The sequence below is a fragment of the Haloplanus aerogenes genome, assembly GCF_003856835.1.
Classification (GTDB): domain Archaea; phylum Halobacteriota; class Halobacteria; order Halobacteriales; family Haloferacaceae; genus Haloplanus; species Haloplanus aerogenes.
The window spans coordinates 3,217,240-3,242,118 of sequence record NZ_CP034145.1 but is presented as its reverse complement, the minus strand read 5'-3'; the positions used below and the strand labels follow the sequence as shown (position 1 = coordinate 3,242,118).

Genomic DNA, 24,879 nt, shown 5'->3' with positions numbered 1-24,879 from the left:
TTATCAAGTTTGTTTTCGTTAGATAAATCAATGTTGCCTACAGCGGTGGAAACATGCACACGACACGCCTGCTCCTCGCCGTCCTCGTCGTGGTGTCGGCGCTCGGATCACCGGGCATCGGCACCGCCGCGGCGGCCGAGGACTGTTCGTTCCCGATCACGCGGACGGACGCCACGGGGACGCCCGTGACCATCTCCGAGGACCCCGACGAGGTGGTGACGCTCAACCCCAGTGCGGCACAGACGATGTACGAAATCGACGCGTGGGACGAGGTGGTCGGCGTCTCGTCCTACGCCTCCTACCTCTCCGGCGCGGACGAGAAGACGACGGTCGGGACGGGCACCGACGACGCGACGGTCGAGCAGACCATCGCGCTCGACCCCGACCTCGTCCTCGCGCCGAACACCATCGCCGACACGGGGACGGTCGAGCAACTCCGCGACGCCGGCCTGACGGTGTACCTGTTCGAGGAGGCCGAGGACCTCGAGGACATCGAGGAGAAGACGCGGCTGACGGGCGAACTCGTCGGCCACTGCGAGAGCGCCGACTCCCGCGCCGACGAACTCGCGCGGCAGCTCGACGTGATCGAGTCCGCCGTCGACGACGTGGACCGTCCCGACGTGTTCTACACCTTCTTCGGGTTCACCGCCGGCGAGGACACGTTCGTCCACGAGGTAATCGAGACGGCCGGCGGCGACAACATCGCCACCGACTACGACGACATCAACGCGAGCGGCGGCGACACGACGGGCTACTTCCTCGCCAACAGCGAGGTGGTCGTCGCGGCCGACCCCACGTGGTTCGTCCTCAACAGCGACGAGCACAGCACTGCGACGGTGCCGTCCGGTCCCAACGGCGTCTACGAAGGCACCACCGCCTACCAGGAGGACAACGCCATCGTCCTCGACGCCAACGAGATCAGTCAGCCCGCCCCGCGGATCGTCGACGCCATCGTCGACCTCGTCCGAGTGCTTCACCCGGAGGCGTACGACGAGGAGATAGCGGGTCGCATCGACTCCGGATCGCTCGACGGCCAGCGCCGGACGACGGCCGAACGGCTCGCGGACGGGAGCGTTACGCTGGAGGCGGCCAACATCGGCCGCGCCACCCGCGTGAGTTTCGACCTGCCCGCTCGCTCGAACGCGACGGTCGACGTGCGCCGGGTCAACGTCTCCCTCTCCACGATCAACCCGACGTTCACACTCCGCGTGCGCGACGCCGGCAACCGATCGGCGCCCGACGGCACCCGCGCCCTCCGCACGATGCGGGTGTCCGGCAACGGCATCTACACCGACGACATCGACCACCTGACGCTCAGGCTGGCGGTGAACCGGAGTCGACTCGGCAACGCCGACCCCGACACGGTCACGCTCTACCGGGTGACCGACTCCGGCTGGACGCCGCTGCGGACGACGCAGGTGAACGCGACGGCCGACACCCTCGTCTACGAGGCGCGGACGACCGGCCTGCCGACGCTGATGCTGGCCGTCGAGGAGTCACGTGACCCCGACCCGGCGACGGATGCGACGGAGCCGTCGACGGCGACGGCCACCGCGACGGCGACGGCCACCGCTACACCGCCGCAACCAACCGCGACGGCGACGGCAACGGCGACCGACACGTCGACGCCCACTGCGTCGACGCCGACGCCCGGGAGCGCCCCCGGATTCGGCCCCGTCGCCGCGCTCTCGGCGCTCCTGCTTCTCGCGCTGACCGGGAGGTGGCGCCGATGACGCGGCGCCGTACGGTCGCGCTCGCTGTCGTCTTCGCCCTCACCCTCGCGGCCATCCCCGCGAGCGGTGCGGCCGTCGGCTTCGGGGACGCGTCCGTCTCGCCCACGACTGCCACGACCGGGTCGACGACGACGCTCGACCTCTCGGTGAACGCGACGGCAGTGAACACCACCGACGGGACGACTGGCGCGAACGTCACCGTCGCCGTGCCCGCAGCGCTCGACCTCTCGGGTGCGACGGTCGACGCGAGAAGCGTTACGCCCAACGCGACGGGCGTGACCGCCTCGGTCGATAGCGCGTCGAACGCCGTCGTCGTCTCGTGGGACGACGACGCCGGTGCCGACTCCGAGACGGTAGCGGTCACCGTCACCGTCTCGGGTGTCGCCGTCGACCGGACCGGCGACCACGACCTCTCCGCGACGGTCGACGCCGACGGCGACGGGACGACGGACGCCTCGGGGTCGGTCGGTACCCTTACCGCTACTGCGGCGGAAAGCGACCGGAGCGTCACCACGACCGACGCCTCGCTCTTCCTCGGCGAGGCGGACGTGGATCTGACGGGGCTCGACGGTGCGAGCGCGGCGGGCGAGTCACAGCAGTTCTTCGGCACCGGTGGTGAGGCCGAAGGGAACGTCGCGACCGTCGACGACGCCCTCGTCGCGGACGTGACACGCGGCAATGGGTTCGTCCCCGGGACGTACGCGCTCTCGGCCGGCGGCGACTCGACGCTCGTCGTCGAGGAACCGAACGTGACGGCCGTCGACCTCTACCCCGGCGACACCGCGAGCGGGACGGAAGTCTCGGGCTCCTCCATCCCGGCGAGCGTCGAGACGCTCACGGTCGAGCCGCGGTTCGACTTCGAGGACGCCGACGACGCCACCATCACCGTCGAGAACCCGGACGGCCTGACCGTCACCGACGAACTCACCGCGGACGCGACGGTGTCGGCCTCGGGCGAGACGGTGACGCTCGACGTGGCCGACCTCTCGACCGGCACCTACACCGTCCGCGTCGAGGGCGCGGACGACCTCGATCACGTGACCGCGACGGCGACGTTCCGGGTACGCGCGGAGGCGAAGACGATATCGGCGAGTCGGACGCGCGTCGCCCGCGGCCAGTCGACGGTGGCGACGGTGAGCGGCGCGCCGGGGGCCGTCCGGCACGTCCGGGTGCCGGCCGACGCCCTCCGCGATGGCGAATCGGTGACCGTTCCCACCGCGAAGGCGGTGTTCGGCGCGGCCGACGGTCTCGTCCTCGTCGGCGCGGACAGCGAGGCGAACGCCCTCTACGCCACGGTCGCTCTCGACGACAACGGCTTCGCCAAAGTCGAAATCGACACCGATCGACTGGCGACGGGCACCCACGACATCGCGGTGGCCCGGAACGTCACCGCCGACGCCGAGGCGAGCGTCCCCGTCACCGTCGCGGACCGACAGGTCTCGGCATCACCTGCGCGCGAGACAGTGACGGTCGGCGAGACGGTATCCGTCTCGGGGACCGCCCCCGGCGCCGACGACGTGAAACTCTACGCCCGGGTCGGCGGGGCGTACGCGCCGCTGTACGACGACGACGGTGATCTCGCGGAGACGCGCGTCGGCGCCGACGGGTCGTGGGCGGTCGACCTCGACACCCGCGAAGTCGTGACCGTCCCCGGTCGGTACCGGATCGCAGCCGTCGCCGATCCCGGCGACGACGAACTCGGGTCGACCGCGCGCATCTCGGAGTCGACGCTCCGAGACTTCGAGGACTTCGGCACAACGACGCTCACGACGACCGATCCCGCGCCGTCGGCGTCGGTGTCGCAGTCGCGTATCGCCACGACCGACGGCGACGAGGTGACGGTGACTGGGCGCGCGCCCGGCCCCGGCGAGACGGTCCGCGCCTACGTCGTCTCGCCCCGCGGCGCCGTCGACCCCCGGGACGTAACGGTCGCGGACGACGACACCTTCGAGTTCGACTACGCCGGCTTCGACACGCCCGGCCGGTACCGCGTTCTACTCGTGACGCCCGGCCGCGACGCTACCTTCGGGTTCGCCGACGGTGGCGATGCGGCGGCCATCCGGAGCGAACTCGCGGGCTCCGAGACGGCCGCCGAGGCCGAAGCGGTCGTCCGCGACCGCTACGGCGGCGCCGGCGTCGACGACCGAATCCTCGCGCTGAACGTCACCGCGACCGACCCTCGCGTGCGCGTCGAGACGGTCCAGCACCGGAACGACACGCTCGTCGTCACCGGGACGTCCAACCGCGAGAACGGGACGCACGTCCTCCTCGACCTCCGGCGCGAGACGGCGACCGTCACCGTCGGCGACGCGACGGTGAACGCCTCCGGCCGCTGGCAGGCGACCGTCGACGTGGCGGGCGTCGCGGACGGCGCCTACACGCTTCGGGCCGAGACAGCCGACGTGACCGACAGCCGAGCCGTGCAGATCGGCGATGTGGCGACGGCGACATCCACGCCAGCCCCCACGACGACCGAAATCGACTCCGAGGCGGTGACCGTGGTGACGGCGACACCCACGCCGACCGAGACGCCAGCCACCCCCGACCGCGCCGCCGCGGGGGACGACGCGCGAAACGCGACCGGTCGCGCATCGCGGACCGAGACAGTCGGCGCTGGCCCCGGCTTCGGCCCCGTGACCGCCGTCGTCGCGGCCGTCGCGGCGCTCCTGTCTCTCGTCGTTCGCGCTCGGCGCCGACGCCCCTGACCGTCTCCGTCGCAGTGAAAACCCCCGCGCTCCAAGCGGGGGTGTGATGGACGACGAACTTCCCCTCCCGCCGGCGACGACCGGTCGTCGCAGGCACGTATGAACGTCCGCTGTCGCGGTATCTACACGACGGCGCTCACGCGCCGCTTTCTCGACGCCGATCACGACGTGGTCGCGGCGTCCGATCCTATCCGCGAGCGCTTCGACGCGGACTTCGGGGCCGATCCGCACGACGTGACCATCGAGACGACCGACGACCGACAGGGCGTCGGCGTGACCGGTGACCCCGACGCCGTCGCGGGGGTGGTCGACAACCTCGACCTGACCCGTGACACGTTCGTGTGGCCCGCCCCGGCCGCACGGGACGCCGTCTTCGACGCCCGCGTCACCGAGACGCTGGGGAGCGGCGCCGTCTGTGACCTCGGCGACGCCACGGGCTTTCTCCCCTTCGGCAACGTCGACGCCCACGTCGAGGTGGGCGACGACGTGCGCGTGCAGGTCACGGACCCCGCGCCGCCGTGGGCCGACCGTCGGCCCGTCCTCGACGGTGCGATTCGGGTGCGCGCCGGTCCGGCGACCCTCGTCCGCGGCGACTCGGGAATCACGGTCGACACCTACGACGACGAGGCCGGGCGCGAACTCGCGGGCATGACCGACCTCCTCGGCATCGAACCGCCCGACGGCTGGGGACTCGTCTGGGCGGCCGCGGCGACCGAGGCCGACATGGGGTCGCTGGAGACGGCACTCGACCGCGCCGTCGACCGCGCCGAACGACTGGAGGCGACGCTCGATTCCACGGTCGACCCGCCCCGCCGTCTCGCCGCCCCCGCCGCGACGACGTGGGTGTGGTTCGGCCGCGAGGCGCGGTTCGCCCTCGACGCCGACCGGCGCGCGGTGACGACGACGATGCCCGGCCACCACCGCGTCAAGGCCGCCTCGGACGAGGCGAGTCGGGCGGTCGATCTGGTGGAGGCGTTGGGGACGGCCGGCGGGGACGACGACTTCCCCTTCGAAGCCGTCACCGACGTATTCGGCCCCGTCGCGGGCGACTCCGTCCGCCTCGACCACGGCAAACCCGACGGCCGGCGGATCGTCCTCGGGCGCGCGGAGGTGGTCGACCGCGACCCCGACGGCACGCTCACGCTTCGCCGCGAGATGACCGCCGGCGGCACCTACGACGCCCTCGGCGTTTCCCGCGAGGCCGGCGACGTGGCGATCACCAAGGTCCGCGAGGGCCGGTGGTGGTACCCGACCGTCTACCGCGACGCGGACGGCGAGCGGAAGGGGACCTACGTCAACGTCTGTACCCCCGTGGAGTGTTTCCCCGACGCCGTCCGGTACGTCGACCTCCACGTCGACGTGGTGAAAGGGCCCGCGGGCGAGGTGCGCCGGGTCGACGACGACGAACTCGACGACGCCGTCGACGCCGGACTGGTGTCCGAGGACCTGGCGGAGAAGGCGCGGACGGTCGCGTCGAGTCTGGAAGGGGCGCTCTAGCGGTCCGCCGGCGCGCCCGTTCCGCCGGTGATCGCACTCGCCAGCGCACCCTTGGCGACCGCGTCCCCGTCCTCGTCGGTGAGCCGAATCTCGGGCACCGTCGTCGCTACGTGGTCCGGCAGGCGCTCACGGATCGGCCTCAGTACGCGCTCGGGGTTGTTGCGCGTGATCCCCCCGCCGACGGCCACGATCCGTGGCGCGTAGGCGTGGACGACGGCCGCGACGCCGAGGGCGTTCCAGCGGCCGATCCGGTCGACGACCCGCGTCGCGAACGCGTCGCCCGCGGCGTCGGCGTCGAACACGGCCGCGGCGTCGAGGCCGGCGTCCGGATCGTCGACGGGGAGACTCGTCGCCTCGCCGTCGTACAGGTCGCTGACGTAGTCCGGAACGTTCGCCCCGCCGCAGTAGGCCTCCCAGTGCCCCGCCCCGCCACAGCCACAGGGACGGCCGTCCGGGTCGACCGTCACGTGCCCGACTTCGGCGGCGTTGCCCTGCCAGCCGTCGAGGACGTGTCCGTCGACGACGGCGCCTGCACCGACCCCCGTCGAGAGCGTGAGGTAGACGAGGTGGTCCGCCCCCTCGCGGAAGAACCGCTCGCCGATAGCGCCGGCCGTGGCGTCGTTGTGGAGGATGATCCGATCGGTCGACAGCAGGGAGCGGAGGGGGCCGACGAGGGGTATGCGGTCGACACGTGGCAGATTCGGGGTGTCGACCACGTCGCCCTCGTCACGGTCGAGGGGGCCGATGGCGCCGATGCCGGCCGCGACGAGCGCCGCGGGGTCGACGCCGGCGTCGGCACACGCCTCGCGGACGGTGTCGAGTACCGCCTCGGTGACCGCGATGCCGGTCGGTCCCCGTGGTGTGGCGGTGCGGTGGCTACCGACCACCTGCCCGGCGCGGTCGCCGACGACCGCCCGGATCGTCGTCGCCCCGAGGTCGACGCCGAGGTACGTCGCCATCTACTCCGTGCCGGTACGGACGTACAGGGTCGGACACGGCGCGTCGAGCATGATCGACTGGGCGACGCTCCCGAACAGGGCCTTGCCGGCCGGCGAGCGCTCGCGCCCGCCGACGACGACGATGTCGGCGTCACACGACCCCGCCAGCTCGACCATCGTGTCTCCCGGATCGCCGACCGCGCCACGGATCGTGTAGTCGATGTCGGTCTCCTCTAACACGTCCTCCAGGTCGCGGATCGTCGCGTTACGCTCCGCCACTTCGTCCGGCGTCGCGTCGTCGAAGTAGAGGTTCGTCCGCGCCTTCTCGTACCCCTCCCGCGTGAACGCGTGGGCGAGGACGACCTCTGCGCCGGTCGGTCCCGCGATGTCGACGGTCTCCTCCGCCAGTCGCTCGACGCGTTCGTAGTCCTGCGGTCCGACTGCAACTAGGATTGTCTCGACGGCCATGCCCGGCGGGTTCGCGGGCCGCACACAAACCGTTACCGCCCGCTCTCACGACCCCGGAATCCCTTTGCGCCCGCTCTCCCATGCGTCGGTATGCTCACCACGGATCTCTCCGACCGGGTGGCGCTGGTGACGGGGAGCGCGAAGGGTGTCGGCCGCGAATTTGCCCTCTCGATGGCCGAGGCGGGCGCCTCGGTCGCGGTCCACTACCACACGAGCGCCGAGGCGGCGCGGGCGACGGCCGCCGTCGCCCGCGAGGAAAGCGGTGCCGCGACGACAGTTCAGGGCGACGTGACCGACCCCGACGACGTGGACGCCATCTTCGACGCGGTGGAGTCGGATCTCGGCACCGTCGACATACTCGTCAACAACGTCGGCGACTTCGCACCCCGGCACTGGGAGGACCTCTCGTTCGAGACGTGGAATCGTGTCATCGACACGAACCTCACGGGCACGTATCTCTGCTCGAAACGTGCCCTTCCCGCGATGCGCGAGGCGGAGTTCGGCCGCATCGTCAACGTCGGCTACGCGGGCACGGAGAAGGCGCTCGTCTACCCCAAGAACTTCCCTTACCTCGTCGCCAAGACGGGTGTCATCATGTTCACGCGGATGCTGGCGAACGACACGAAATCCGACGGCATCACCGTCAACTGCATCTCGCCGTACGTCGTCGAGAACTCCGACGAGTTTCCCGCGGAGGCGCCTCGCGGCCGGTGGGCCTCCTTCGACGACCTGCGGCAGGTGCTCTTTTTCTTCCTCGATTCGGATAGCGACTACGTGAGCGGCGAAAACGTCGAAGTCGACGGCGGGTGGATTCCGGAAGCGCTGTAATCTCGTGTCCATCCCGGAGGCGGCGCTCCGCTGTCGTTCGACGGCGGAAACGGGACTATTCAGGCGTTCGGCACGTCGTCGGGGTCGTCCTCGACGGAGCGTTTCATGGAGTCGCGGCGGGACTTTGCGTCACGCCCCGTCACTTCGAGCAGGAAGTCGTTTTTCGCGCTGACGGCGTCTTCCGCCGCGTCGGCGTGGCCCTCTTCGATCACCTGCGCAGCCGGTTTCTCCTCGAAGTGGACCGCGAGTTTGTCCTTCTTGCCGCTGTATTTCGTCGCGCCCGCGACGATCCGCTCGAAGACCGGGTTGTCCGGTTCGCCGACGACGTAGAGGTCGTTCCCCTTGAACTCCTCCGTCCCCGTTACCGGCCCGAAATACTCTTCGATGGTCCCCTTCAGATCCGGTGCGTTCTCCTCCAGGGTTTCCCCACGACGCATCTTGTACTCCTTCATGGACCCTGCTTCGAAAGGCGATGGTTTACCAGTTTCGTCCTTCCGCCACCCTGCTCGTCGTTCGTCGACACCGCGTGATTGCCCGACTGCGACTACGACCGCTCGCGCTCGGCGATGTACCCCTTGTGGCACTCGGGGCAGATGTCGCCGGCGCGCATCGACGACCCGCCGGCGACGCGGGCGTAGCCACAGTTGGGGCAGAAAAACTCCGTCTCGCCGTCGCCCTCCTCGCCGACCCGTTCGACCTCCTCGGCGGCGACGAACTGCTTGCCGGCGACCGAGCCACCCGTCGTGCCGTTCGTCGCGGCGGCCGCCTCCGCCTCGCCGCTTGCCGTCTCGTCGGCTCGCTCGGGTGCCAGCCCGCCGCCGAAGGAGACTTCCGTGGGCGTGCCGTCGCTCGGTTCGGCGTCGAACCCCTCGTCTTCCCCCTCCGTGTCGGGCCAGCCCTCGTCGCCGCTGACGACGGTCGCACCGTCGTCGACGGTGTCCGGTTCCGGCTCCGGTTCCGGCTCCATTTCCGACTCGGTGTCCGGCTCGGGCCACTCGCCGTGGCTGCGGTCGGCCCCACCTTCGTCCGTCCCATCGTCGTCGAGGATGATCGCGTCGTCTACGTCGTCCGTCTCGTCGGCGTCGGTGGCCGTCTCGTCGGCCGACGCCGCCCCCTCGGCGTCGGGCACGTCGGTCGGCTCCGCCGTCGATGCGGCCGGCGTCGACTCCTCGTTCGGCGTCTCGGGCTGCGGCGTCGGGGCCGGCTCCGTCTCCGCAGCCGCCGGCGCATCGTCCTCGCCGGGCGATTCGCCCATATCGGCCGTCACGCCGCCGGCGTCGCCGCCCAGCCCCGTCGTTACCTCGTCATCGCGAGGGTTGCGCACGGGGCGCACTTCCTTGTTCTCGCTGACGATCCGGCGTTCCCCACAGCGATCACAGGTCTCGACGGTCCGGTAGGTGACGACCACCTCGTTCCCGCGTTCCTCCCGCTCGCGCTCCACCTCTCGGTTCGCGTATTCGTGTCCCAGCAGGCACCTGAGTCCCATTGTGTAGGGGTAGCGGGTTCCGACACCAAAAGCGTCCGTCAGACGTGCGTCCGACTGCGACACTGCTCGGCGGTACTGGTAAACCATCCGCGGTCGTTACGTCCGTGCATGAAGGCCAAACGGGAGTTCCGCGACCGCGAGGACGTGGAGGTGGCCGTCCTCGACGCGCTGGTCGACCGCAGTGGTGAGGGGATGACCGTGTTCGAACTCCGCGCGGCCGTCGACGAAGACATCGACACGCTCGAAGACGCGCTCGGGAAACTGAAGGAAGACTCGCTCATCTCGGTCGAACACGACGACGGGCGGACGGTCGTCCTCCCCGACGACCGCGTCGTCCCCGACCCGAGCGAACGGCCGGACGAGGAGGACGGACTGTTCGACGCCATCCGCGACCGCCTCGGGTTCTGATCGCCCCACCGCTAACCGCGTCACTTTTTCCGTCTCCCCGTCTACCTGTCGTCGATGATACGGGGTCGCCACGCCGACTACGGCGCCGAGTTCGAGACACGGGGCGGGCGCGACGTCGTCGCTCACTACGGTCGCCCGGAGCGCACCCACCTCGCGGTCCGCAACGGTGTGGGCGTCATCGAGATGGGTTACGGCGTCGTCGTCGTCGAGGGAAGCGACGCCGTCGATTTCGTCGACAACGCCGTCTCGAATCGCGTCCCCGCCGCCGACGGCGAGGGCTGTTACGCCCTCCTGCTGGACCCGCAGGGCGGCATCGAAACCGATCTGTACGTCTACAACGCGGGCGAGCGCCTGCTCTGTTTCACACCGCCCGACCGCGCCGACCCCCTCGCCGCCGACTGGAGCGAGAAGGTGTTCATTCAGGACGTGTCGATCCGCGACGCCTCCGACGAGTTCGGCGTCTTCGGCGTCCACGGCCCCACCGCGACGGAGACGGTGGCGACCCTCTTTGCTGGCTCCGGCGCGCCCGAGGAGCCGCTCACGTTCGCCCGCGGCGCCATCGCCGACGCCGGCGTCACTGTCGTCTCCGCCGACGATCCGACCGGCGAGACGGGCTACGAGGTGATCTGTCGCGCCGACGACGCCGACGACGTGTGGGACTCCCTGCTCACTCGCGGCACGCCGACGACGCCCGTCGGCTACCGCACGTGGGATACCCTGACGCTGGAGGCGGGCACGCCCCTGTTCGACACCGAACTCGCCGGCCGGATTCCGAACGTCGCCGGCGTCCGCAACGCGCTCGATTTCGACAAGGGGTGTTACGTCGGACAGGAAGTCGTCTCCCGCGTCGAGAATCAGGGTCGGCCGAGCAAGCGACTGGTCGGCCTCGAACTCGACGCCGTGCCCGACTCGGGGGCGGCCGTGATGGCGGGCGACGCCCACGTCGGCGACGTGACCCGCGGCGCGGAGAGTCCGTCGCTCTCGCGGCCCATCGCGCTCGCCTACGCAGAGAGTGGGGTGCTGGACGATTCCGATCCCTCACTCACCGTCCGTGTCGACGGCGACGAGGTGGACGCCACGGTCACCTCGCTCCCGTTCGTCGAGGGGAGCGGCCGGTCGGCCCGCCTGCCCCGCTACTCGGACTGAGACCGAGGTCGCTCGTTTTCGCCTGCCGTGTCGGCGCTCCCCCCTCCGACCAGCGCCCGCAGATGCTCGACCGAGAAGAAAGAGGTCGGGCGGTCCATGTGAACCCCGATTTCGCCGTCGAGCGCCCACAGACCGAGCCGCTGGATCGGTTCGGGCAGCGAGTACGCTCGGCGGATCAGGTGGCCCAGCCGGATCTCTCGGCGCAAATCCGACCGCCACGCCCGTTCGTAGGCGTCGAGCGTCGATGGGTCCGTGGGATCGATGGTGTCGACGGCGTGGTCCGCGGCGGTCATGCCGTAGAGGATGCCGCCGCCGGTGAAGGGCTTGGTCTGGGCGGCGGCGTCGCCGACGAGGAAGGCACGGTCGCTCGTCACGCGCTCCGGCGGGCCGATGGGGATGGCGCCCGAACACCGGTGGGTCGTCTCGGCGCCGTAGGCGTCGGTCAGGCGTTCGAACCGCTCGGTCACGTCGGTGCCGGGCGGCGCCGCGAGGCCGTACTCCACACCCGCGTCGCCGCGGGGGATGCGCCACGCGAAGAAGCGCGGGACCGTCAGGTGGACGTCCACGAAGTCGCCGTGGTCGGGTTCCTCGTCGAACGCGAGGACGCCGTGGAGCGTCTCCGCCGGTTCCGGCAGGCCGATCTCGCGGCGCACCCGCGAGACGGGACCGTCACAGCCGGCGACGAGGCGCCCCTCGAACGTGTGTGTCTCGCCGTCGGCGCTCGCGGTCACCCGGACGCCGTCCGCGCGTTCGTCGACGGCGGTGACGGTGTGGCCCTCGCGCACGTCGGTGCCCGCCGCCCGCGCCGCGTCGGCCAGCGTCCGGTCGAGTTCGACGCGGTCGATGACGTTCGACACCTCGCTGGATTTGTAGAAGGGGTACGCTCGGGAGTCCGGCCCGCCGAGCCGGAAGTTCGCGCCGTACACCCGATTCTGGAGGAGGGTCGCTTTCGCACTTTCGGGGACGTATGCCCAGATGTCGGTGCTGACGTGCCCGGAACACGCGAGCGGCGTGCCGACGGTCCCTTTCTCCAGGGCGAGCACGTCGTATCCGGCCTCGGCGGCCCGGCGCGCGAGGCGCGCACCCGCGGGGCCGACGCCGACTACGACGAAGTCGTACATGCGCCACGTTCCGGCGCGCGCGGACAAATACCCGGCGGTCCGGTGAGCGGTCCCAGTTCGCTTAGGCCAAGAACTTAACCGCTGGCAGGCGACACGACGTGTATGTCGCGCAGACGGGACCCGGTCGAGGAGCGTGCCGACGATTCCGTCGACCTCTACGACATCGCAACGTGGGAACGTCGGGGTCCGCTCGACGCCGTGTCGTCCGGCATCTACCGCGTGATGGTCGCCTCGGCCCGACTGTTCGTCGTGGGCATCGCCCTGCTCATCCTCGTCGGTATCGGCGGACTGAGCGCGCTGACCGACCCACAGATCGGCGCGCTGACGCTCCTCTCCGCGCTCCCGGCGCTCGGCCTCACCCTCTACGTCCGGCGGACGGACGTCACGAGCGGCGAACCCCTCTCGATTCTCGTCGCTACCTTCCTCCTCGGCGTCCTGACCGCCAACTTCGCGGCGGTGCTCAACTCGATCACCAAAGGCACCTTCGACGGCCTCGGCTTCGTCGGCAACGTCCTCTTTTTCTTCCTCATCGTCGGCCCCATCGAGGAGACGGTGAAACTCCTCGCCGTCCGGCTGTACGCCTACGGCACCGACCACTTCGAGGCCGTCGTCGACGGCGCGGTGTACGGCGCCGTCGCCGGTCTCGGCTTCGCCACCATCGAGAACGCCCTCTACATTACGCAGAGCCTCGACGCGCCGACGGCGACGGGGCTGGGCCTCATCGGCGCCGGTGGCGGGATTACGGCCGTCCGCGCCCTCGCCGGGCCGGGCCACGTCATCTACTCCGCCTTCGCCGGCTACTACCTCGGCCTCGCGAAGTTCAACCCGAAAAACCGCGGGCCGATCGTCGTCAAGGGTCTCCTGATCGCCGCGTTCATCCACGCCACCTACAACACCACCGTCGGCATCGGCTCGGGACTGATCGCCCTCGCGACCGGCCTGCCGCAGCTCCCGTCCTACTTCGTCTACGTCCTGCTCTACGACGGCTTCTTCGGCCTCATACTCTTCCGAAAGATCCGGCGATACAGCCACACCTACCGCGAGGTCCACGAGGACGAGGAAGCCGAGGAGTCGGCGTTCGAGGTGGAGGCGACCGAGTTCGAGTCCTGACGCTCAGTCGACCAACTGCTCCACGTACTTCGCGACCACGTCCACCTCGACGTGGACCGGATCGCCCGGTTCCTTCGTCGAGAGCGTCGTCAGATCGTACGTCGTCGGGATGATCGCGACGGTGATCCGACCGTCGGCGCGGTCCGCGACAGTGAGACTGATCCCGTCGAGGGCGATGGAGCCCTTGGCGACGACGTAGCGTCCGAGGTCCGGGGGGAGCGAGAACGTGAACTCCCAGTCGTCGCCGACGCGTTCGACGGCCTCGACGGTCGCCACGCCGTCGACGTGCCCCTGAACGATGTGGCCGTCGAAGCGCCCGTCGGCGGGCATGGCGCGTTCGAGGTTGACGGTGTCGCCCACTCCGACCTCGCCGAGATACGTCTTCGCCACCGTCTCGCTCGCGAGAAACACCTCGAACCAGTCGTCGTCGAAGCGCTCGACCGTGAGACAGACGCCGCTGACGCTGATGGACTGGCCGTGGTCGACCGCGTCGAACCCGTGGCGGATGCGGAGGCGGCGGCCCTCCTCGGTCACGTCGACGCCGACCACCTCGCCCGTCTCCTCGACGATACCCGTGAACATGCTCGCCCGTTCGCCGGCGCCGGAGTAAGGGATTCCGATCCGCCGTCTCACTTATCCGCGTTCCGCTCTCTCTCTCTCGGTATGAGTCTCAGCGGCCGCCTCCGGACCAGTTTCGCCACCGGCCTCCTGCTGGTGACGCCGCTCGCGGTGACGCTGTTCGTCCTGCAGTTCGTCTTCGTCCGCACGACCGGCCTCCTGAATCCGCTCGTGCAGGCGACGCGACTGACCAACTACACCGCCAACGTCGAAATCGTCGCGCAGTTGCTCGCGGCCCTGCTCATCGACGCGGGGATCACGCTCCTCGGCTATCTCGCGTCGTGGCGCCTCGGGAAACGCCTCTTCGGCGGCGTCGAGCGAGCCATCCGCCTCGTCCAGCGCTCCGCCGGCTACGACGCCGTCGTCCTCGTCGAGTTCCTCCGCAAGGGCGTCTACGCCGTCGGCTTCATCACCAACGAGGCGCCGCGCGCCACCCGTCGCGCGACCAACGAGGATCTCTACAGCGTCTTCCTCCCAAACAGCCCCAATCCGACCGCCGGGGCCTTCGGCTCCTCGTCACGACGGGACTGAGCGTCGACGACGTGGACGAATTGCCGTCGGGCGTCACGGGGTAGGACCCGAGACCGACGCCTCTTTTGTCCCGTCGCCGCCTACGTCCGCCGATGCGACTCGGGATTCTGGAGACCGTCGGCCTCGCGGCCACGCTCATCTTCGCCATCCCCGTCGGCCTCTACGGCATCGAGACGTTTCTCTCCGGGAACCGGCTCCTCGGCGGCGGTCTCGTGATCGTCGCCGTGTTGATGGTCGTGTTACCCCGGCGACTCACGACGCCAGCCGACCTGCCCGGCGCGGTTCTGGAACGCGTCGTCGGCCGGGCGGTGAAGGAACCGGACGAGGACGACGAGGATAGGGACGCTCAGTAGGCGTCCGGCGACAGCGACGTGGGCAGGTCCCCGAGCCGTCGACACCCCTCGTCGGTAACCGCGTACCACGCCCCGATCCGCACCGCGCCGCGGTCGGCGTCGGGCGCGACGGCCGTCGGATCGAGAACGAATCGCTGACCGGCCGCCAGCGACGTGTCGGTCGAAAAGTCGATGTCGGTGCCGAGTCCGCGAGCCACGGCGCCCTCGCCCGTGCCGAGGCCGTACGCCGCGAGTTCCGCGACCGCCTCGTCGACGATCCGGCGAGCCGGGACTCCCGGTTCGGCCACCCGGCGGACGGCGTCGTGGGCCATCTCGACGGCGACGGCCGCCCGCCGCTCCCAGCCGCCGCTCCCGTCGACGACGAACGTCCGCGCGAGCGGCGTGGAGGCGTCGTCGACGCGGGGATCGACCGCGACGACGATGGGGACACCTGCTCGGAGCGGTCCGTCGTGCGTTCCCACGATCGCCGTCAGATCGTCGGCGGCCTCGTTCACGACGCCGTCGAGTACCGCCGCCATGAGCGGGTCGCCGTCGACGCGCAGTCGTCCGTCGACGACCGTCGCCGCCGCGAGGCGGTCCGCGACGGCGACGAGTCCCGATTCGGCGGCCGGCAGCGCCACCTCGACGCTCACGGCTCGGGTTCGGGAGCCGGGGTCTCCTGGGCCTCCTCCAGCATCGCCTCCACGCCCTCGTCGCGCAGTTCGTTGTGCAACACGACGCTGATCGGGAGGGTGGGGGCGCCGCCGATGAGGTTCTCCAGGAGGACGAGCCGTTCCCGCGCCCGGCTCATCCCGACGTAGAACACGCGGCGCTCGTTGTCGGTGAGGAGTGGGACGGGACTGGTGTGGGCGGTGAACTCCTCGACGCCGTCCACGTCGGTCGGATCGTCGACGCTCGCGGCCATCTGCTCGACCACCTTCTCGGTGAGGTCGGTACAGACGAAGACGTGGTCGGCCTCGCGACCCTTCGCGGAGTGGATGGTGCCGACGCGGACGCGACTCGGGTCCATGCCCTGATACTCCCCGCCGAAGTAGGCGTCGACGGAGTTGCGCTGGAAACTCGTCACCTTTCGGAGCATATCGCCCGCGGAGGCGGCGTCGGGCATGAAGGGGATGTGGTCGTTCACCACGTCCGCCGATATCTCGATTTCGGCGATGTCCTCTACGTCCGCTTCTTCCTCGCGGTCGTCGAGCGTGTCGTAGAAGTCGTCGCGCTCGTTCGTCCCGAACGCCGAATCCTGAAGCATGTCGGCGAGGCGGCGCGCTTCCAGTCCCGTGATCGGGTCGTCGGCCTCCAGTTTCTCGACGGCGCGGACGTACTGGGTGAGGCGGTCGGTCCACATCCGCTGATCCGTCATCACCGAGAACGGGATGCCCTTCGGGAGGAAGTCGTCGATGAACTGGAACATCTGGTAGCGCGCCCGGAAGAGGATCATCAGCGTCTCGTCGGTGGTGTCGACGGTGTGCTGGACGTTCCGCACCACCTCGAACATCGAGGGGTTCTGAATCCCCTCGACGACGCCGCCCTCCTTGCGCGGGTTCAGGTCCTTCTCCTGTCGCTTGTCGATGTGGCGAATCTCCCGATTGACGACGTTGAGGATGCGCGAGGGGAGGCGGTAGGAGTTGGGCAACACGATGTCCTCGTGCACCTCGGCGTCGAGGAGGATGTTGGGGTCGGCGCCCTGCCAGGCGTAGACGACCTGATCGTCGTCGCCGGCGATGAGGACGCCCTCCATGTGGGGTTTCCACTCCTCGTACACCTCGTACTGGAGGGTGGTGATGTCCTGAAACTCGTCGATGACGAGGTAGTCGACGTGAGGGACGAGCGACCGCTGGGCCACCCGTTCGAGCATGTCCGCGAAGCCGACGAGGCCGTGTTCGCCCTTGTACGCGCGCCACGCGCGGATGACTTCGGGCACGTCGATCCGGTCGTCGTCGGTCGGCCACGTCGGCGTGTACTTGTTCCCTTCCTGTGCGTTGGGGTCGATGTCGGGTGGGAGGCGGACCGTCTCCACGTCCCACTGGAAGGGCACGTCGTACCAGTCGGCCACGTCGCGCTGGGTGCGCTGGAGCCACTGGCTGGTGGCGATGATCTTGTTGCCGAGCGTCGTCGACCGGGCCGTTCGTCGACCCGCGCCGCCGTACTCGTCCTCGTACTCGATGCCGTACTCCTCGCAGAACTCCTCCTTGTCGCTCTCGCCGACCACGTCGCCCCGCGAGAGGTCGAGCAGTTCGTACGCCTTCGCGTGCATCGTACAGACGTTCCCCTGAAGCGCGCGGGGCGACACGTCGAGTCGCTCGGCGAGGCGTTCGCGCACCTCCGCGGCCGCGGCCCGGGTGTACGAGACGACGAGGACGTCGCGGATGCTCACGTCGTCGTTTTCCAGCAATTCGTCTACGCGGTCGAGGAGGGCCGTCGTCTTCCCGCTACCGGGGCCACCGAAGAGGCGGGTGACCGTAGCGTCGTCGCTCATTGTCCATGTGCACGGCCCGAGGCTCTATAAACGGCGTGGCTCGAAGGACGGGCGACGACGCCGGAATTGACCCGGCTACGTGGCCGGGTCCCAGCCGCAGACCGAACAGTCGGTCGCGGCCTCGTCGTGCAGTGCCCCACAGTCCGGGCACTGCAGCTTGTTATAGGATCGTTCCCAGCGTACCGGTGTGGTTTCGTGGCCGTTGTCCGCGAGGAACTGGTCGAACAGTTCGTCGTCGTGTTCGCTGGGTCCGGCTGCCATACATGCCATGGTACGCCATACCATTACTTAGGCGTATTGGTGTGGATAAGTATAGCACAGTACAGGTCGAGCGGTCACAGTCGTGCGATTCGGGCCTACGACCGCCGCTACAGTCCGTACAGGTCGCCGTACTTCGCCGTCGCGTAGTCGACGAAGGCGTCGGCCGACACGTCCTCGCCGGTCGCCCGCCGGACCAAGTCGTTCGTCTCGTAGCGCTTCCCGTGGTGGTGGATATTGTCGGTCAGCCACTCGTGCAGGGTGTCGAACTCGCCCTCGCGGACCTGCCCCTCCAATCCCTCGATGTCCGCCTCGGCGGCGTCGAACAACTGCGCCGCGACGACGCTCCCCAGCGAGTAGGTGGGGAAGTAGCCGAAGGCGCCGTGGGACCAGTGGATGTCCTGTAGGCAGCCCTCGGTGTCCGTCTCGGGCCGGACGCCCAGATACGACGCCATCCGGTCGTTCCAGACGGCGGGTACCTCGTCGACGGCCAAATCGCCCCGAATCAGGTCGCGCTCGATCTCGAACCGGAGGACGATGTGGAGGTGGTAGGTGAGTTCGTCGGCCTCCACGCGGATGAGATTGGAGGGATCGACGGCGTTGACCGCCTCGTACGCCTCGTGGACGCTCACGTCCTCGACGGCGGGGAACGTCTCGGCCACCCGGGGCAGGAACAGTTCCCAGAACGCCCTCGACCGGCCGACGTGGTTCTCCCACAGGCGCGACTGTGACTCGTGGATCGAGAGGTCACGCGCCTCGCCCAGCGGCGTCCCGTAGGCGTCGTCCGGCAGGCCGAGCGTGTAGGTGGCGTGGCCGAACTCGTGAATCGTCGAGAGGAGGGCGCCGATGGGCTCTTTCTCGTCGTAGCGGGTCGTGATCCGGGCGTCGAAGGTCGTCCCGGTCGAGAACGGGTGGGGAGCCTCGTCGAGGCGGCCGCGTTCCCACGGGTAGCCGAGCAGATCCAGCGCCTCGCGCATCAACGCCTCCTGCCGGTCGGCCGCGAACGTCCCCGCGAAGGCGTCCGTGGCGAGGTCGGCCTCCGACGCCCGAATGTCGTCGACCAGCGGCACCACCGCGTCCCGGAGGTCCGTCAGCACGTCCTCGGCGTGGGCGAGGGGAAGACACGGTTCGTACTCCTCGAACAGCACTTCGTAGGGGTCGCGGTCCGGGTCGATATGCTCCGCGTACCGCCGCTTCAACTCGATCAACTCCTCCAGGTGGGGCGCGAAGGCGTCGAAGTCGTCGGCCTCCTTCGCCTCGCGCCACGCGGTCAACGCCTCCGACGACGCCGCGGAGATGCGTTCGACGAGGTCGGTGGGGACACGAACGGCACGTTCCTGTTCGCGGCGCACCTCGCGGACCACTGCCGACTGGTCGTCGTCGAGATCCGCCCCCTCCAGTTCGTCGAGGAGGTCGCCGAGTTCGTCCGCGGTGAGCAGGTCGTGTTCGACCGCCGAGAGCGCCGACAGTTGGCGCGAGCGAGCGGGCGTCCCCGCGTCGGGCATCATCACCTGCTGGTCCCACGAGAGCAGTTCCTCCGCGTGCGAGACGTTGGCGATGCGACCGACCCGGTCGAGCAAGTCGTCGTACGCCGCCTGCGTGTCGCTCATGTCCGGACGTAGCCTCGCGTCGTTATCAACCCCGCGCCGTCACCCGGAGATACAACCGAGTGGTAACACCTATACGGGCGAGGCGTCGACCGGGAGGCATGACAGATACGGACGTGACCCGAACGTCGCCGGATTCGGGGCTCACCGCACGCATCGAGGGCTATCTCTCCGGAATGGGTCCATCGTGGGTCGCCGGCGCCATCGCCGCCGGGCCGGCGACTATCGCCAGCCTCGTGACCGCCGGCGCGCTCTTCGGGTATCAACTTCTCTGGGTGGTCGTCCTCTCCGCGGGCGCGGGCGCTCTCGCCCAGTACCTCGCCATGCGTCTCGGCCTCCTGACCGAGCGCGGTATCGTCGCCGTCGTCGAGGACCACCTCGGTGAGTGGTGGGCGTGGCTCCTCGTCGCCGACGCGGTCATCGCCGCCGGCGTCGCCCAACTGGTGATCATGAAGACCGTCGCCACCGTGTCGGCCACCGTCACCGGCATCGACGCGCGCATCTGGGGTGTCGTCTGGGCGCTCGTCCTCGCCGTCGGCCTCGCCGGGCGAGGCTATCGCTTCCTCGAACTCGCGGCGAAGGTGCTGGTCGCCGGCGTCGTCCTCGCGTTCGCCGCCAGCCTGTTCGTCGTGCCCATCGATCCCGGCGCGGCCGTGGCGGGCCTCGTCCCCTCCGTCCCCTCGGGCGGTGCGCTCGTCGCCGCGGGCATCCTCGGCGGCGCCGTCCACATCACGCTCATCACGATGCACTCCTACACGATGCGTTCGCGGGGATGGACCCGCGACGACTACGACCTCGCCACCTTCGACGTGGGCGCGTCGATGCTCGTCGCCTTCGGCGTCTACTCCCTCGCCATCTTTCTCGTCACCGCGAGCGTCCTCACCTCGGCGGATCTCTCCACTGTCGGCGCAGCGCAGGCGCTCGGCCCGCTGGTCGGCCCCAGCGCCAAGTGGCTGTTCCTCCTCGGCCTCTGGGGCGCCGCCGTCTCGACGCTCGGCGGCAACACCATCGTCCCACCCTTCCTCCTCGCGGACAAACTCGGCTGGGGAACGACCATCGAGGATTCGCGGTACCGCTGGCTCCTCGTCGCCGCCGCCCTGCTCTCCGCGCCCGGCGCGTTCATCGGCGGTGCGGTGCTGGGCCAGCTCGTCCTCGTCCTCGCGCTGGGGACGGTGGGGACGCCCTTCGCCATCGCCATCGTCCTCTACCTGCTGAACTCGGGCGCGGTGCCGGACCGCAACTCGACGCTCGCCAACGTCGGCGGCGTCGCGCTCCTGCTCGTGACGGGCGGTCTCGCCGCCAACTTCGTCCGCTCGCAGGTCGCCGGCGGCGTGAGCCCGCTGGCGGGATTCGTCCTCGCCTTCGCCGTCGCGCTCGCCCTCGCCATGGTCGGACTGGCCGGCAAGTTCGCCAGCGAGGAACTGGTCTGAGGCGATGCCCGACGACGCCACCCTCCCCGTCCCGCTCGCCGGCACGACCCTGATCGTCGGCCCCTCGAACACCGGCAAGACACGGCTCACCGCTCGCGCCCTGACGGCGTGGCTGGACCGCGAGGGGGCCGAGGGTGTCGTCGTCTTCGAATTCGCACCCGAAGTCGAACGCGACGGGCGGATTCTCGGCGGTCGGCTCGATCGGTTCGTCGCGCCACCAGCCGGCGTCTGGCGGGGCGTCCTCGACGCCCACGCGCCGCGAGCGACCGCCGACACCGACGACGAGGCCGTCACGCTCGCCGCCGACAACGCTCGCCGCGCGGCCGACATCTTCGACGCCGCGCCCGCCGATCCGCGGGCGGTGTTCGTCAACGACGCCACCATCCCATTCCAGACGCCGGACGCCGACCCGGCGCGACTGCTCGACTACTGCGCGGGGGCGGAGGTGGCGGTGTTGAATGCTCTCGAAGCCGACGCCATCGTCACCGACGACCCCGTCTCGCGGGCCGAACGAGCGGCGCTCGACACGTTTCGCGAGCGCGTGGATCGGGTGGTTCGACTGGACGGTGGGTAGTCCCCGGCCTCTATACGTCGCCCGCCCGACATCCCTCGTATGGTCCCGCTCCAGATTCCCGGCCTCCCCGAACTGTTGATACTCGCTTTCGCTCTCCTCTTCCAGTTCGCTATCCCGGCGTTCGTCGCCCTCGTCGTCTACCAGTTCATGGACGGGCGGAACGCGTACGAGGAGCGCATCGCGGCGCTGGAAGCCGAGGTAGACCGGCTTCGAGACGATTAGACTGACTCCGCGACTCGCCGATAGAGCCACTCACACCGCCCCAGAACGTCGATAGCGACGCTCTCGGTCGCCGTGTGCGCCTCGCCCGGTTCCGCGGCGCCACAGACGACGCAGGTCGTCCCCGCCGCCGCCAGCCACCCCGCGTCCGTCGCGTGGGGTTTGGCGACGTGTTCGGGGCGGCCGTCCTGCACTTCTCGGGCCGCGTCGAGGACTGCGTCCGCGAAGTCGGCGTCGTCGCAGGCCATCGGCGGGAGGTCCTGATCGACGACCCACTCGACGCCCGGGACCGACTCGGTGCGCTCCAGATCGACCCGCTCGCCCGGCACCGTTCGCTCGTCCACCGTCACCTCGCATCGCTCGGGGATGACGTTCCACGCCGACCCGCCGTCGATTTCGGTGACGGCGACGCTCCCCTGCAACTCCTGGCCCAGCACCGTCGTTTCGGGTGCGTCGAGCCCCCGAACCACGTCGACGGCGTCGCAGGCGCGGTAGACGGCGTTCTCTCCCGCCTCGGGTTCGCTGGCGTGGGCGCCCTCGCCGCGGGCGACGAGCGTGCTCCCGCGTCGGCCCTTGTGCGCGACGGCTACGTCCGTGACGCTCGGTGCGGAGTAGCCCGTCGACCCCTCGCCGACGACGGCGTAGTCCGGGGCGAACCCTTCGTCGATGGCGGCGCGCGCGCCCACGCCGCCCTGTTCCTCGCCGGCGAAGGAGGCGAAGACGAGTTCGGTCGTGGGGTCGGCGTCGCGGAAGGCGACCATCGCCGCCGCGAGGCTTCCCTTCATATCCGCGGTGCCGCGGCCGTAGAGGCGGCCGTCTCGCTTCTCGACGACGTACTCGTTACCGTCGACCCCTCCGCCCGCCACCTGCTCGTCCGCCGGCGGTACCACGTCGTGGTGGCCGACGAGGGCAAGGGATCGAGGACCCTCGCCGCGCCGGGCGATCACGTTGCCGGCGCCGTCGCGGCGGACCGTCGCGTCCGTCTCCTCGCGGAGCCACGATTCGACGGCGTCGCCCGCCGCCTGTTCGTCCTCGTGGCTGGGAATCGAGACCAGTCGGCGCGTCAGCGCCAGCGTGTCGCTCATGAGTCGGCCGAGGGGGGCTATACCCTTATACTCGGCCGCTCTCGGACCGCCGCTTGAATACCCTTATCCGTCTCGCACCCCGAAATCGGGTATGAACGTCGTACCGGACACGAGCGCGGTCATCGACGGCCGCGTGTCCGAACGTGTCGACGCCGGTGCCTACGAGGGGGCGACCATTACTATCCCCGAGGCCGTCGTCGGCGAACTCGAGTGGCAGGCCAACGAGGGCCACGACACCGGCTGGGAGGGTATCGAGGAGTTACAGCGGCTGGTGGAACTGGCCGAGGAATCCTCCATCTCGGTCGAGTACCACGGCGAACGTCCCAACGCGGGCCAGAAACGCGACGCCGACGAGGGCGAAATCGACGCCATCGTCCGGGACGTGGCCGCCGAACTCGGCGCCACGCTCCTGACCAGCGACGTGGTGCAAGCCGAAGTGAGCAAGGCGAAGGGACTCGCCGTCGAGTACGTCGAACCCCGCGGCCGCGACGCCGAGGGGCTGGAAATCGAGTCCTTCTTCGACGAGACGACCATGTCCGTCCACCTCCGTGCCGGGTCGAAGCCGAAGGCCAAGCGCGGCGCCATCGGCGACATGCACTACGAGACCATCGGTGACGAGGCGACGACCGAGGCGGAGATGAAGGAGTACGCCCACGACATCGCGGAGACGGCGCGGGCGAGTCCCGACGGCTTCGTCGAACTCGACGAACCGGGGATGACTATCGTCCAGTATCGCTCGTACCGCATCGCCGTCGCCCGTCCGCCCTTCGCCGATGGCTACGAGATTACCGCCGTCCGCCCCATCGTCAAGACGGATCTCGAGGACTACGAGTTCGCCGAGGATCTCAAGGAACGACTGCTGGAACGCCAGCGCGGCGTCCTCATCTCCGGCGCACCGGGTGCCGGGAAGTCCACCTTCGCGCAGGCCGTCGCGGAGTTCCTCGCCAGCCACGACAACGCGGTGAAGACGATGGAGAAGCCCCGCGACCTGCAGGTCGGCCCCGACATCACCCAGTATACGGCTCTCGGGGGCGACATGGCCAAGACGGCCGACTCGCTTCTCCTCGTGCGCCCGGACTACACCATCTACGACGAGGTGCGCAAGACGGCCGACTTCGAGGTGTTCGCGGACATGCGCCTCGCCGGCGTCGGCATGGTGGGCGTCGTCCACGCCACGCGCGCCATCGACGCCCTCCAGCGACTCGTCGGCCGGGTCGAACTCGGCATGATCCCGCAAGTCGTGGACACGGTGGTCTACATCGAAGCCGGCCGCGTCGACACCGTCTACGACGTGACGACGGAGGTGAAGGTGCCCGAGGGTCTGACCGCGGAGGACCTCGCCCGCCCGGTCATCCAGATTTCGGACTTCGAGACCGGCAAGCCCGCCTACGAGATCTACACGTTCAACCGGCAGGTTGTGACCGTCCCCCTCGAAGACGGCGAGTCGTCGGAGACGGGCGTCTCCCGCCTCGCGCGCAAGGAGGTCGAACGCGAGATTCGCTCCATCGCTCGCGGGCACGTCGAAGTCGAGTTGAAGGGCCAGAACGAGGCCGTCGTCTACGTCGAGGAGGACGACATCTCCTACGTCATCGGGAAAGGTGGCGGCCGGATCAGCGACGTGGAGGACCGCCTCGGCATCAGTATCGACGTGCGGACGCTGGCCGAGAAGCCGTCACACGGGAGCGCTGACGGGGACGGCGGCGGCTCCGGCGGTCCCGCTCGTGAGGGCACCGTCGTCACCCCCGAAGTCACGTCCCGTCACGTCGTCGTCGACGTGGCCGAAGGGGCCGAGGTGGGCGAGACGGTCGAAGTCCGCGCCGACGGCGACTATCTCTTCACCGCGACGGTCGGTCGCGGCGGGGAGATTCAGGTGTCGCGCGGGAGCGCCATCGCGGACGAACTCGAACGCGCGATCGACGAGAAAAAGCGGATTACCGTTCTGCCGTCCTAGTCGCACTCGACGCAGGCCGCGTCGGCTTCCTTCCCGTCGTCGGCCAGCGCCGCCTCGTTGAGCTGGTAGAGATTCTGTCGTGCGTCGGCGAAGTAGACGTCCTCGTCCACGACGCCGATATCCTCGAGTCGTTCGAGCGCGTAGCGAACCGTCCGGGCCGACAGCATCGACTCCTCGACGATCCCCTTCTGGGTCAGCGATCCGTTGTATTCGAGGACCTTGAAGACCAGTTTCGCGCTCGGGGGAAGGTCGTCCAGACCCTCCTCATCAGTTCCAGCCATCACGTCAATCGAACGCGGCCACCGGCTTAAAGGTTCACGAACGACCCGCGCTGGCGCGC

At 69.5% G+C, this 24,879-nt stretch carries 25 protein-coding genes; 13 read left to right on the top strand and 12 right to left on the bottom strand.

Features of this window, described 5'->3' with window-relative positions:
- Nucleotides 1-53: 53 nt before the first annotated feature.
- From DU502_RS16615 to DU502_RS16605, 3 genes are all read left to right on the top strand, one after another.
- Nucleotides 54-1,733, top strand: a complete 1,680-nt coding sequence (locus DU502_RS16615; protein WP_121921772.1) for a PGF-CTERM-anchored ABC transporter substrate-binding protein — start codon at nt 54-56, stop codon at nt 1,731-1,733.
- A complete protein-coding gene (locus DU502_RS16610; RefSeq protein WP_121921771.1) occupies nt 1,730-4,438 on the top strand; it encodes a hypothetical protein in 2,709 nt (902 codons plus the stop codon). Before DU502_RS16615 ends, DU502_RS16610 begins: the two co-directional genes overlap by 4 nt.
- Before the next feature lie 99 nt (nt 4,439-4,537).
- A complete protein-coding gene (locus DU502_RS16605) occupies nt 4,538-5,935 on the top strand; it encodes a DUF402 domain-containing protein (RefSeq protein ID WP_121921770.1) in 1,398 nt (465 codons plus the stop codon).
- On the opposite strand, the gene DU502_RS16600 is transcribed toward DU502_RS16605, so the two are convergent.
- Nucleotides 5,932-6,894 carry an ROK family protein gene (locus DU502_RS16600; protein ID WP_121921769.1) on the bottom strand — a complete coding sequence of 321 codons (963 nt, stop codon included), beginning with the start codon at nt 6,892-6,894 and terminating at the stop codon, nt 5,932-5,934. The genes DU502_RS16605 and DU502_RS16600 overlap by 4 nt on opposite strands.
- Nucleotides 6,895-7,341, bottom strand: a complete 447-nt coding sequence (locus tag DU502_RS16595; RefSeq protein ID WP_121921768.1) for a universal stress protein — start codon at nt 7,339-7,341, stop codon at nt 6,895-6,897.
- A 90-nt stretch (nt 7,342-7,431) separates the two neighbouring features.
- On the opposite strand from DU502_RS16595, the gene DU502_RS16590 reads away from it, so the two are divergent.
- Nucleotides 7,432-8,169 (top strand): SDR family NAD(P)-dependent oxidoreductase, encoded by a 738-nt coding sequence (locus DU502_RS16590; protein WP_121921767.1) that lies wholly within the window; start codon nt 7,432-7,434, stop codon nt 8,167-8,169.
- Between the two features lie 59 nt (nt 8,170-8,228).
- Here the strand turns inward: DU502_RS16590 and DU502_RS16585 are convergent, their stop codons facing one another.
- Nucleotides 8,229-8,621, bottom strand: a complete 393-nt coding sequence (locus DU502_RS16585; RefSeq protein ID WP_121921766.1) for a DUF5611 family protein — start codon at nt 8,619-8,621, stop codon at nt 8,229-8,231.
- A 92-nt stretch (nt 8,622-8,713) separates the two neighbouring features.
- On the bottom strand, nt 8,714-9,655 hold the full coding sequence (locus tag DU502_RS16580; protein ID WP_121921765.1) for a DUF7093 family protein: 942 nt from the start codon (nt 9,653-9,655) through the stop codon (nt 8,714-8,716).
- A gap of 108 nt (nt 9,656-9,763) precedes the next feature.
- On the opposite strand from DU502_RS16580, the gene DU502_RS16575 reads away from it, so the two are divergent.
- Together DU502_RS16575 and ygfZ are read left to right on the top strand one after the other, a co-directional pair.
- A complete protein-coding gene (locus tag DU502_RS16575; RefSeq protein WP_121921764.1) occupies nt 9,764-10,063 on the top strand; it encodes a DUF6432 family protein in 300 nt (99 codons plus the stop codon).
- Between the two features lie 54 nt (nt 10,064-10,117).
- Nucleotides 10,118-11,209, top strand: coding sequence for a CAF17-like 4Fe-4S cluster assembly/insertion protein YgfZ (ygfZ, locus tag DU502_RS16570; protein ID WP_121921763.1), 1,092 nt, complete (start codon nt 10,118-10,120; stop codon nt 11,207-11,209).
- Here the strand turns inward: ygfZ and DU502_RS16565 are convergent.
- The gene (locus DU502_RS16565) at nt 11,197-12,330 is read right to left on the bottom strand and encodes a geranylgeranyl reductase family protein (RefSeq protein ID WP_121921762.1); all 1,134 of its coding nucleotides are present in this window, start codon (nt 12,328-12,330) and stop codon (nt 11,197-11,199) included. The two genes, ygfZ and DU502_RS16565, sit on opposite strands and share 13 nt — an antisense overlap.
- Nucleotides 12,331-12,432: 102 nt before the next feature.
- On the opposite strand from DU502_RS16565, the gene DU502_RS16560 reads away from it, so the two are divergent.
- Nucleotides 12,433-13,440, top strand: a complete 1,008-nt coding sequence (locus DU502_RS16560) for a PrsW family intramembrane metalloprotease (protein WP_121921761.1) — start codon at nt 12,433-12,435, stop codon at nt 13,438-13,440.
- A gap of 3 nt (nt 13,441-13,443) precedes the next feature.
- Here the strand turns inward: DU502_RS16560 and DU502_RS16555 are convergent, their stop codons facing one another.
- A complete protein-coding gene (locus tag DU502_RS16555) occupies nt 13,444-14,022 on the bottom strand; it encodes a riboflavin synthase (RefSeq protein WP_121921760.1) in 579 nt (192 codons plus the stop codon).
- Between the two features lie 81 nt (nt 14,023-14,103).
- On the opposite strand from DU502_RS16555, the gene DU502_RS16550 reads away from it, so the two are divergent.
- Complete coding sequence (locus DU502_RS16550) at nt 14,104-14,589, top strand: DUF502 domain-containing protein (protein WP_241966849.1); 486 nt, start codon at nt 14,104-14,106, stop codon at nt 14,587-14,589.
- 92 nt (nt 14,590-14,681) lie between these two features.
- The gene (locus tag DU502_RS16545) at nt 14,682-14,942 is read left to right on the top strand and encodes a DUF7533 family protein (RefSeq protein ID WP_121921759.1); all 261 of its coding nucleotides are present in this window, start codon (nt 14,682-14,684) and stop codon (nt 14,940-14,942) included.
- Here the strand turns inward: DU502_RS16545 and DU502_RS16540 are convergent.
- The 4 genes from DU502_RS16540 to DU502_RS16525 form a co-directional block, all read right to left on the bottom strand.
- Complete coding sequence (locus DU502_RS16540; RefSeq protein ID WP_121921758.1) at nt 14,936-15,574, bottom strand: M24 family metallopeptidase; 639 nt, start codon at nt 15,572-15,574, stop codon at nt 14,936-14,938. The genes DU502_RS16545 and DU502_RS16540 overlap by 7 nt on opposite strands.
- Nucleotides 15,571-17,415 carry a UvrD-helicase domain-containing protein gene (locus DU502_RS16535; RefSeq protein ID WP_121921757.1) on the bottom strand — a complete coding sequence of 615 codons (1,845 nt, stop codon included), beginning with the start codon at nt 17,413-17,415 and terminating at the stop codon, nt 15,571-15,573. The genes DU502_RS16540 and DU502_RS16535 overlap by 4 nt, the downstream gene beginning before the upstream one ends.
- A 75-nt stretch (nt 17,416-17,490) precedes the next feature.
- Nucleotides 17,491-17,676: an HVO_0416 family zinc finger protein gene (locus tag DU502_RS16530; RefSeq protein WP_199722764.1), complete on the bottom strand. Its 186-nt coding sequence runs from the start codon at nt 17,674-17,676 to the stop codon at nt 17,491-17,493.
- A gap of 107 nt (nt 17,677-17,783) precedes the next feature.
- Nucleotides 17,784-19,283, bottom strand: a complete 1,500-nt coding sequence (locus DU502_RS16525) for a carboxypeptidase M32 (RefSeq protein ID WP_121921755.1) — start codon at nt 19,281-19,283, stop codon at nt 17,784-17,786.
- 173 nt (nt 19,284-19,456) lie between these two features.
- Here DU502_RS16525 and DU502_RS16520 point away from each other — a divergent pair, with 173 nt between their 5' ends.
- The 3 genes from DU502_RS16520 to DU502_RS16510 are packed head-to-tail and all read left to right on the top strand — an operon-like array spanning nt 19,457 to nt 21,506.
- The gene (locus DU502_RS16520; RefSeq protein ID WP_199722769.1) at nt 19,457-20,710 is read left to right on the top strand and encodes a divalent metal cation transporter; all 1,254 of its coding nucleotides are present in this window, start codon (nt 19,457-19,459) and stop codon (nt 20,708-20,710) included.
- A 4-nt stretch (nt 20,711-20,714) separates the two neighbouring features.
- Nucleotides 20,715-21,284, top strand: coding sequence for a hypothetical protein (locus DU502_RS16515; RefSeq protein WP_121921753.1), 570 nt, complete (start codon nt 20,715-20,717; stop codon nt 21,282-21,284).
- Between the two features lie 39 nt (nt 21,285-21,323).
- Nucleotides 21,324-21,506, top strand: a complete 183-nt coding sequence (locus DU502_RS16510) for a hypothetical protein (protein WP_121921752.1) — start codon at nt 21,324-21,326, stop codon at nt 21,504-21,506.
- On the opposite strand, the gene DU502_RS16505 is transcribed toward DU502_RS16510, so the two are convergent.
- The gene (locus DU502_RS16505) at nt 21,503-22,588 is read right to left on the bottom strand and encodes a M20 family metallopeptidase (protein ID WP_121921751.1); all 1,086 of its coding nucleotides are present in this window, start codon (nt 22,586-22,588) and stop codon (nt 21,503-21,505) included. The genes DU502_RS16510 and DU502_RS16505 overlap by 4 nt on opposite strands.
- A 91-nt stretch (nt 22,589-22,679) precedes the next feature.
- Here DU502_RS16505 and DU502_RS16500 point away from each other — a divergent pair, with 91 nt between their 5' ends.
- On the top strand, nt 22,680-24,539 hold the full coding sequence (locus DU502_RS16500) for a PINc/VapC family ATPase (RefSeq protein ID WP_121921750.1): 1,860 nt from the start codon (nt 22,680-22,682) through the stop codon (nt 24,537-24,539).
- Here the strand turns inward: DU502_RS16500 and DU502_RS16495 are convergent.
- The gene (locus DU502_RS16495; RefSeq protein WP_121921749.1) at nt 24,536-24,820 is read right to left on the bottom strand and encodes a winged helix-turn-helix domain-containing protein; all 285 of its coding nucleotides are present in this window, start codon (nt 24,818-24,820) and stop codon (nt 24,536-24,538) included. The two genes, DU502_RS16500 and DU502_RS16495, sit on opposite strands and share 4 nt — an antisense overlap.
- Between the last annotated feature and the right edge of the window lie 59 nt (nt 24,821-24,879).

Bases quoted from the DNA above. Each gene is read 5' to 3' on its own strand.
- DU502_RS16580 (WP_121921765.1), bottom strand. From the start codon at position 9,655: ATGGGACTCAGGTGCCTGCTGGGACACGAATACGCGAACCGAGAGGTG.
- DU502_RS16535 (WP_121921757.1), bottom strand. From the start codon at position 17,415: ATGAGCGACGACGCTACGGTCACCCGCCTCTTCGGTGGCCCCGGTAGC.
- DU502_RS16525 (WP_121921755.1), bottom strand. From the start codon at position 19,283: ATGAGCGACACGCAGGCGGCGTACGACGACTTGCTCGACCGGGTCGGT.
- DU502_RS16530 (WP_199722764.1), bottom strand. From the start codon at position 17,676: ATGGCAGCCGGACCCAGCGAACACGACGACGAACTGTTCGACCAGTTC.
- DU502_RS16520 (WP_199722769.1), top strand. From the start codon at position 19,457: ATGGGTCCATCGTGGGTCGCCGGCGCCATCGCCGCCGGGCCGGCGACT.
- ygfZ (WP_121921763.1), top strand. From the start codon at position 10,118: ATGATACGGGGTCGCCACGCCGACTACGGCGCCGAGTTCGAGACACGG.
- DU502_RS16605 (WP_121921770.1), top strand. From the start codon at position 4,538: ATGAACGTCCGCTGTCGCGGTATCTACACGACGGCGCTCACGCGCCGC.
- DU502_RS16610 (WP_121921771.1), top strand. From the start codon at position 1,730: ATGACGCGGCGCCGTACGGTCGCGCTCGCTGTCGTCTTCGCCCTCACC.
- DU502_RS16510 (WP_121921752.1), top strand. From the start codon at position 21,324: ATGGTCCCGCTCCAGATTCCCGGCCTCCCCGAACTGTTGATACTCGCT.
- DU502_RS16585 (WP_121921766.1), bottom strand. From the start codon at position 8,621: ATGAAGGAGTACAAGATGCGTCGTGGGGAAACCCTGGAGGAGAACGCA.
- DU502_RS16575 (WP_121921764.1), top strand. From the start codon at position 9,764: ATGAAGGCCAAACGGGAGTTCCGCGACCGCGAGGACGTGGAGGTGGCC.
- DU502_RS16560 (WP_121921761.1), top strand. From the start codon at position 12,433: ATGTCGCGCAGACGGGACCCGGTCGAGGAGCGTGCCGACGATTCCGTC.
- DU502_RS16590 (WP_121921767.1), top strand. From the start codon at position 7,432: ATGCTCACCACGGATCTCTCCGACCGGGTGGCGCTGGTGACGGGGAGC.
- DU502_RS16600 (WP_121921769.1), bottom strand. From the start codon at position 6,894: ATGGCGACGTACCTCGGCGTCGACCTCGGGGCGACGACGATCCGGGCG.
- DU502_RS16595 (WP_121921768.1), bottom strand. From the start codon at position 7,341: ATGGCCGTCGAGACAATCCTAGTTGCAGTCGGACCGCAGGACTACGAA.
- DU502_RS16555 (WP_121921760.1), bottom strand. From the start codon at position 14,022: ATGTTCACGGGTATCGTCGAGGAGACGGGCGAGGTGGTCGGCGTCGAC.
- DU502_RS16615 (WP_121921772.1), top strand. From the start codon at position 54: ATGCACACGACACGCCTGCTCCTCGCCGTCCTCGTCGTGGTGTCGGCG.
- DU502_RS16495 (WP_121921749.1), bottom strand. From the start codon at position 24,820: ATGGCTGGAACTGATGAGGAGGGTCTGGACGACCTTCCCCCGAGCGCG.
- DU502_RS16545 (WP_121921759.1), top strand. From the start codon at position 14,682: ATGCGACTCGGGATTCTGGAGACCGTCGGCCTCGCGGCCACGCTCATC.
- DU502_RS16515 (WP_121921753.1), top strand. From the start codon at position 20,715: ATGCCCGACGACGCCACCCTCCCCGTCCCGCTCGCCGGCACGACCCTG.
- DU502_RS16565 (WP_121921762.1), bottom strand. From the start codon at position 12,330: ATGTACGACTTCGTCGTAGTCGGCGTCGGCCCCGCGGGTGCGCGCCTC.
- DU502_RS16550 (WP_241966849.1), top strand. From the start codon at position 14,104: ATGAGTCTCAGCGGCCGCCTCCGGACCAGTTTCGCCACCGGCCTCCTG.
- DU502_RS16505 (WP_121921751.1), bottom strand. From the start codon at position 22,588: ATGAGCGACACGCTGGCGCTGACGCGCCGACTGGTCTCGATTCCCAGC.
- DU502_RS16500 (WP_121921750.1), top strand. From the start codon at position 22,680: ATGAACGTCGTACCGGACACGAGCGCGGTCATCGACGGCCGCGTGTCC.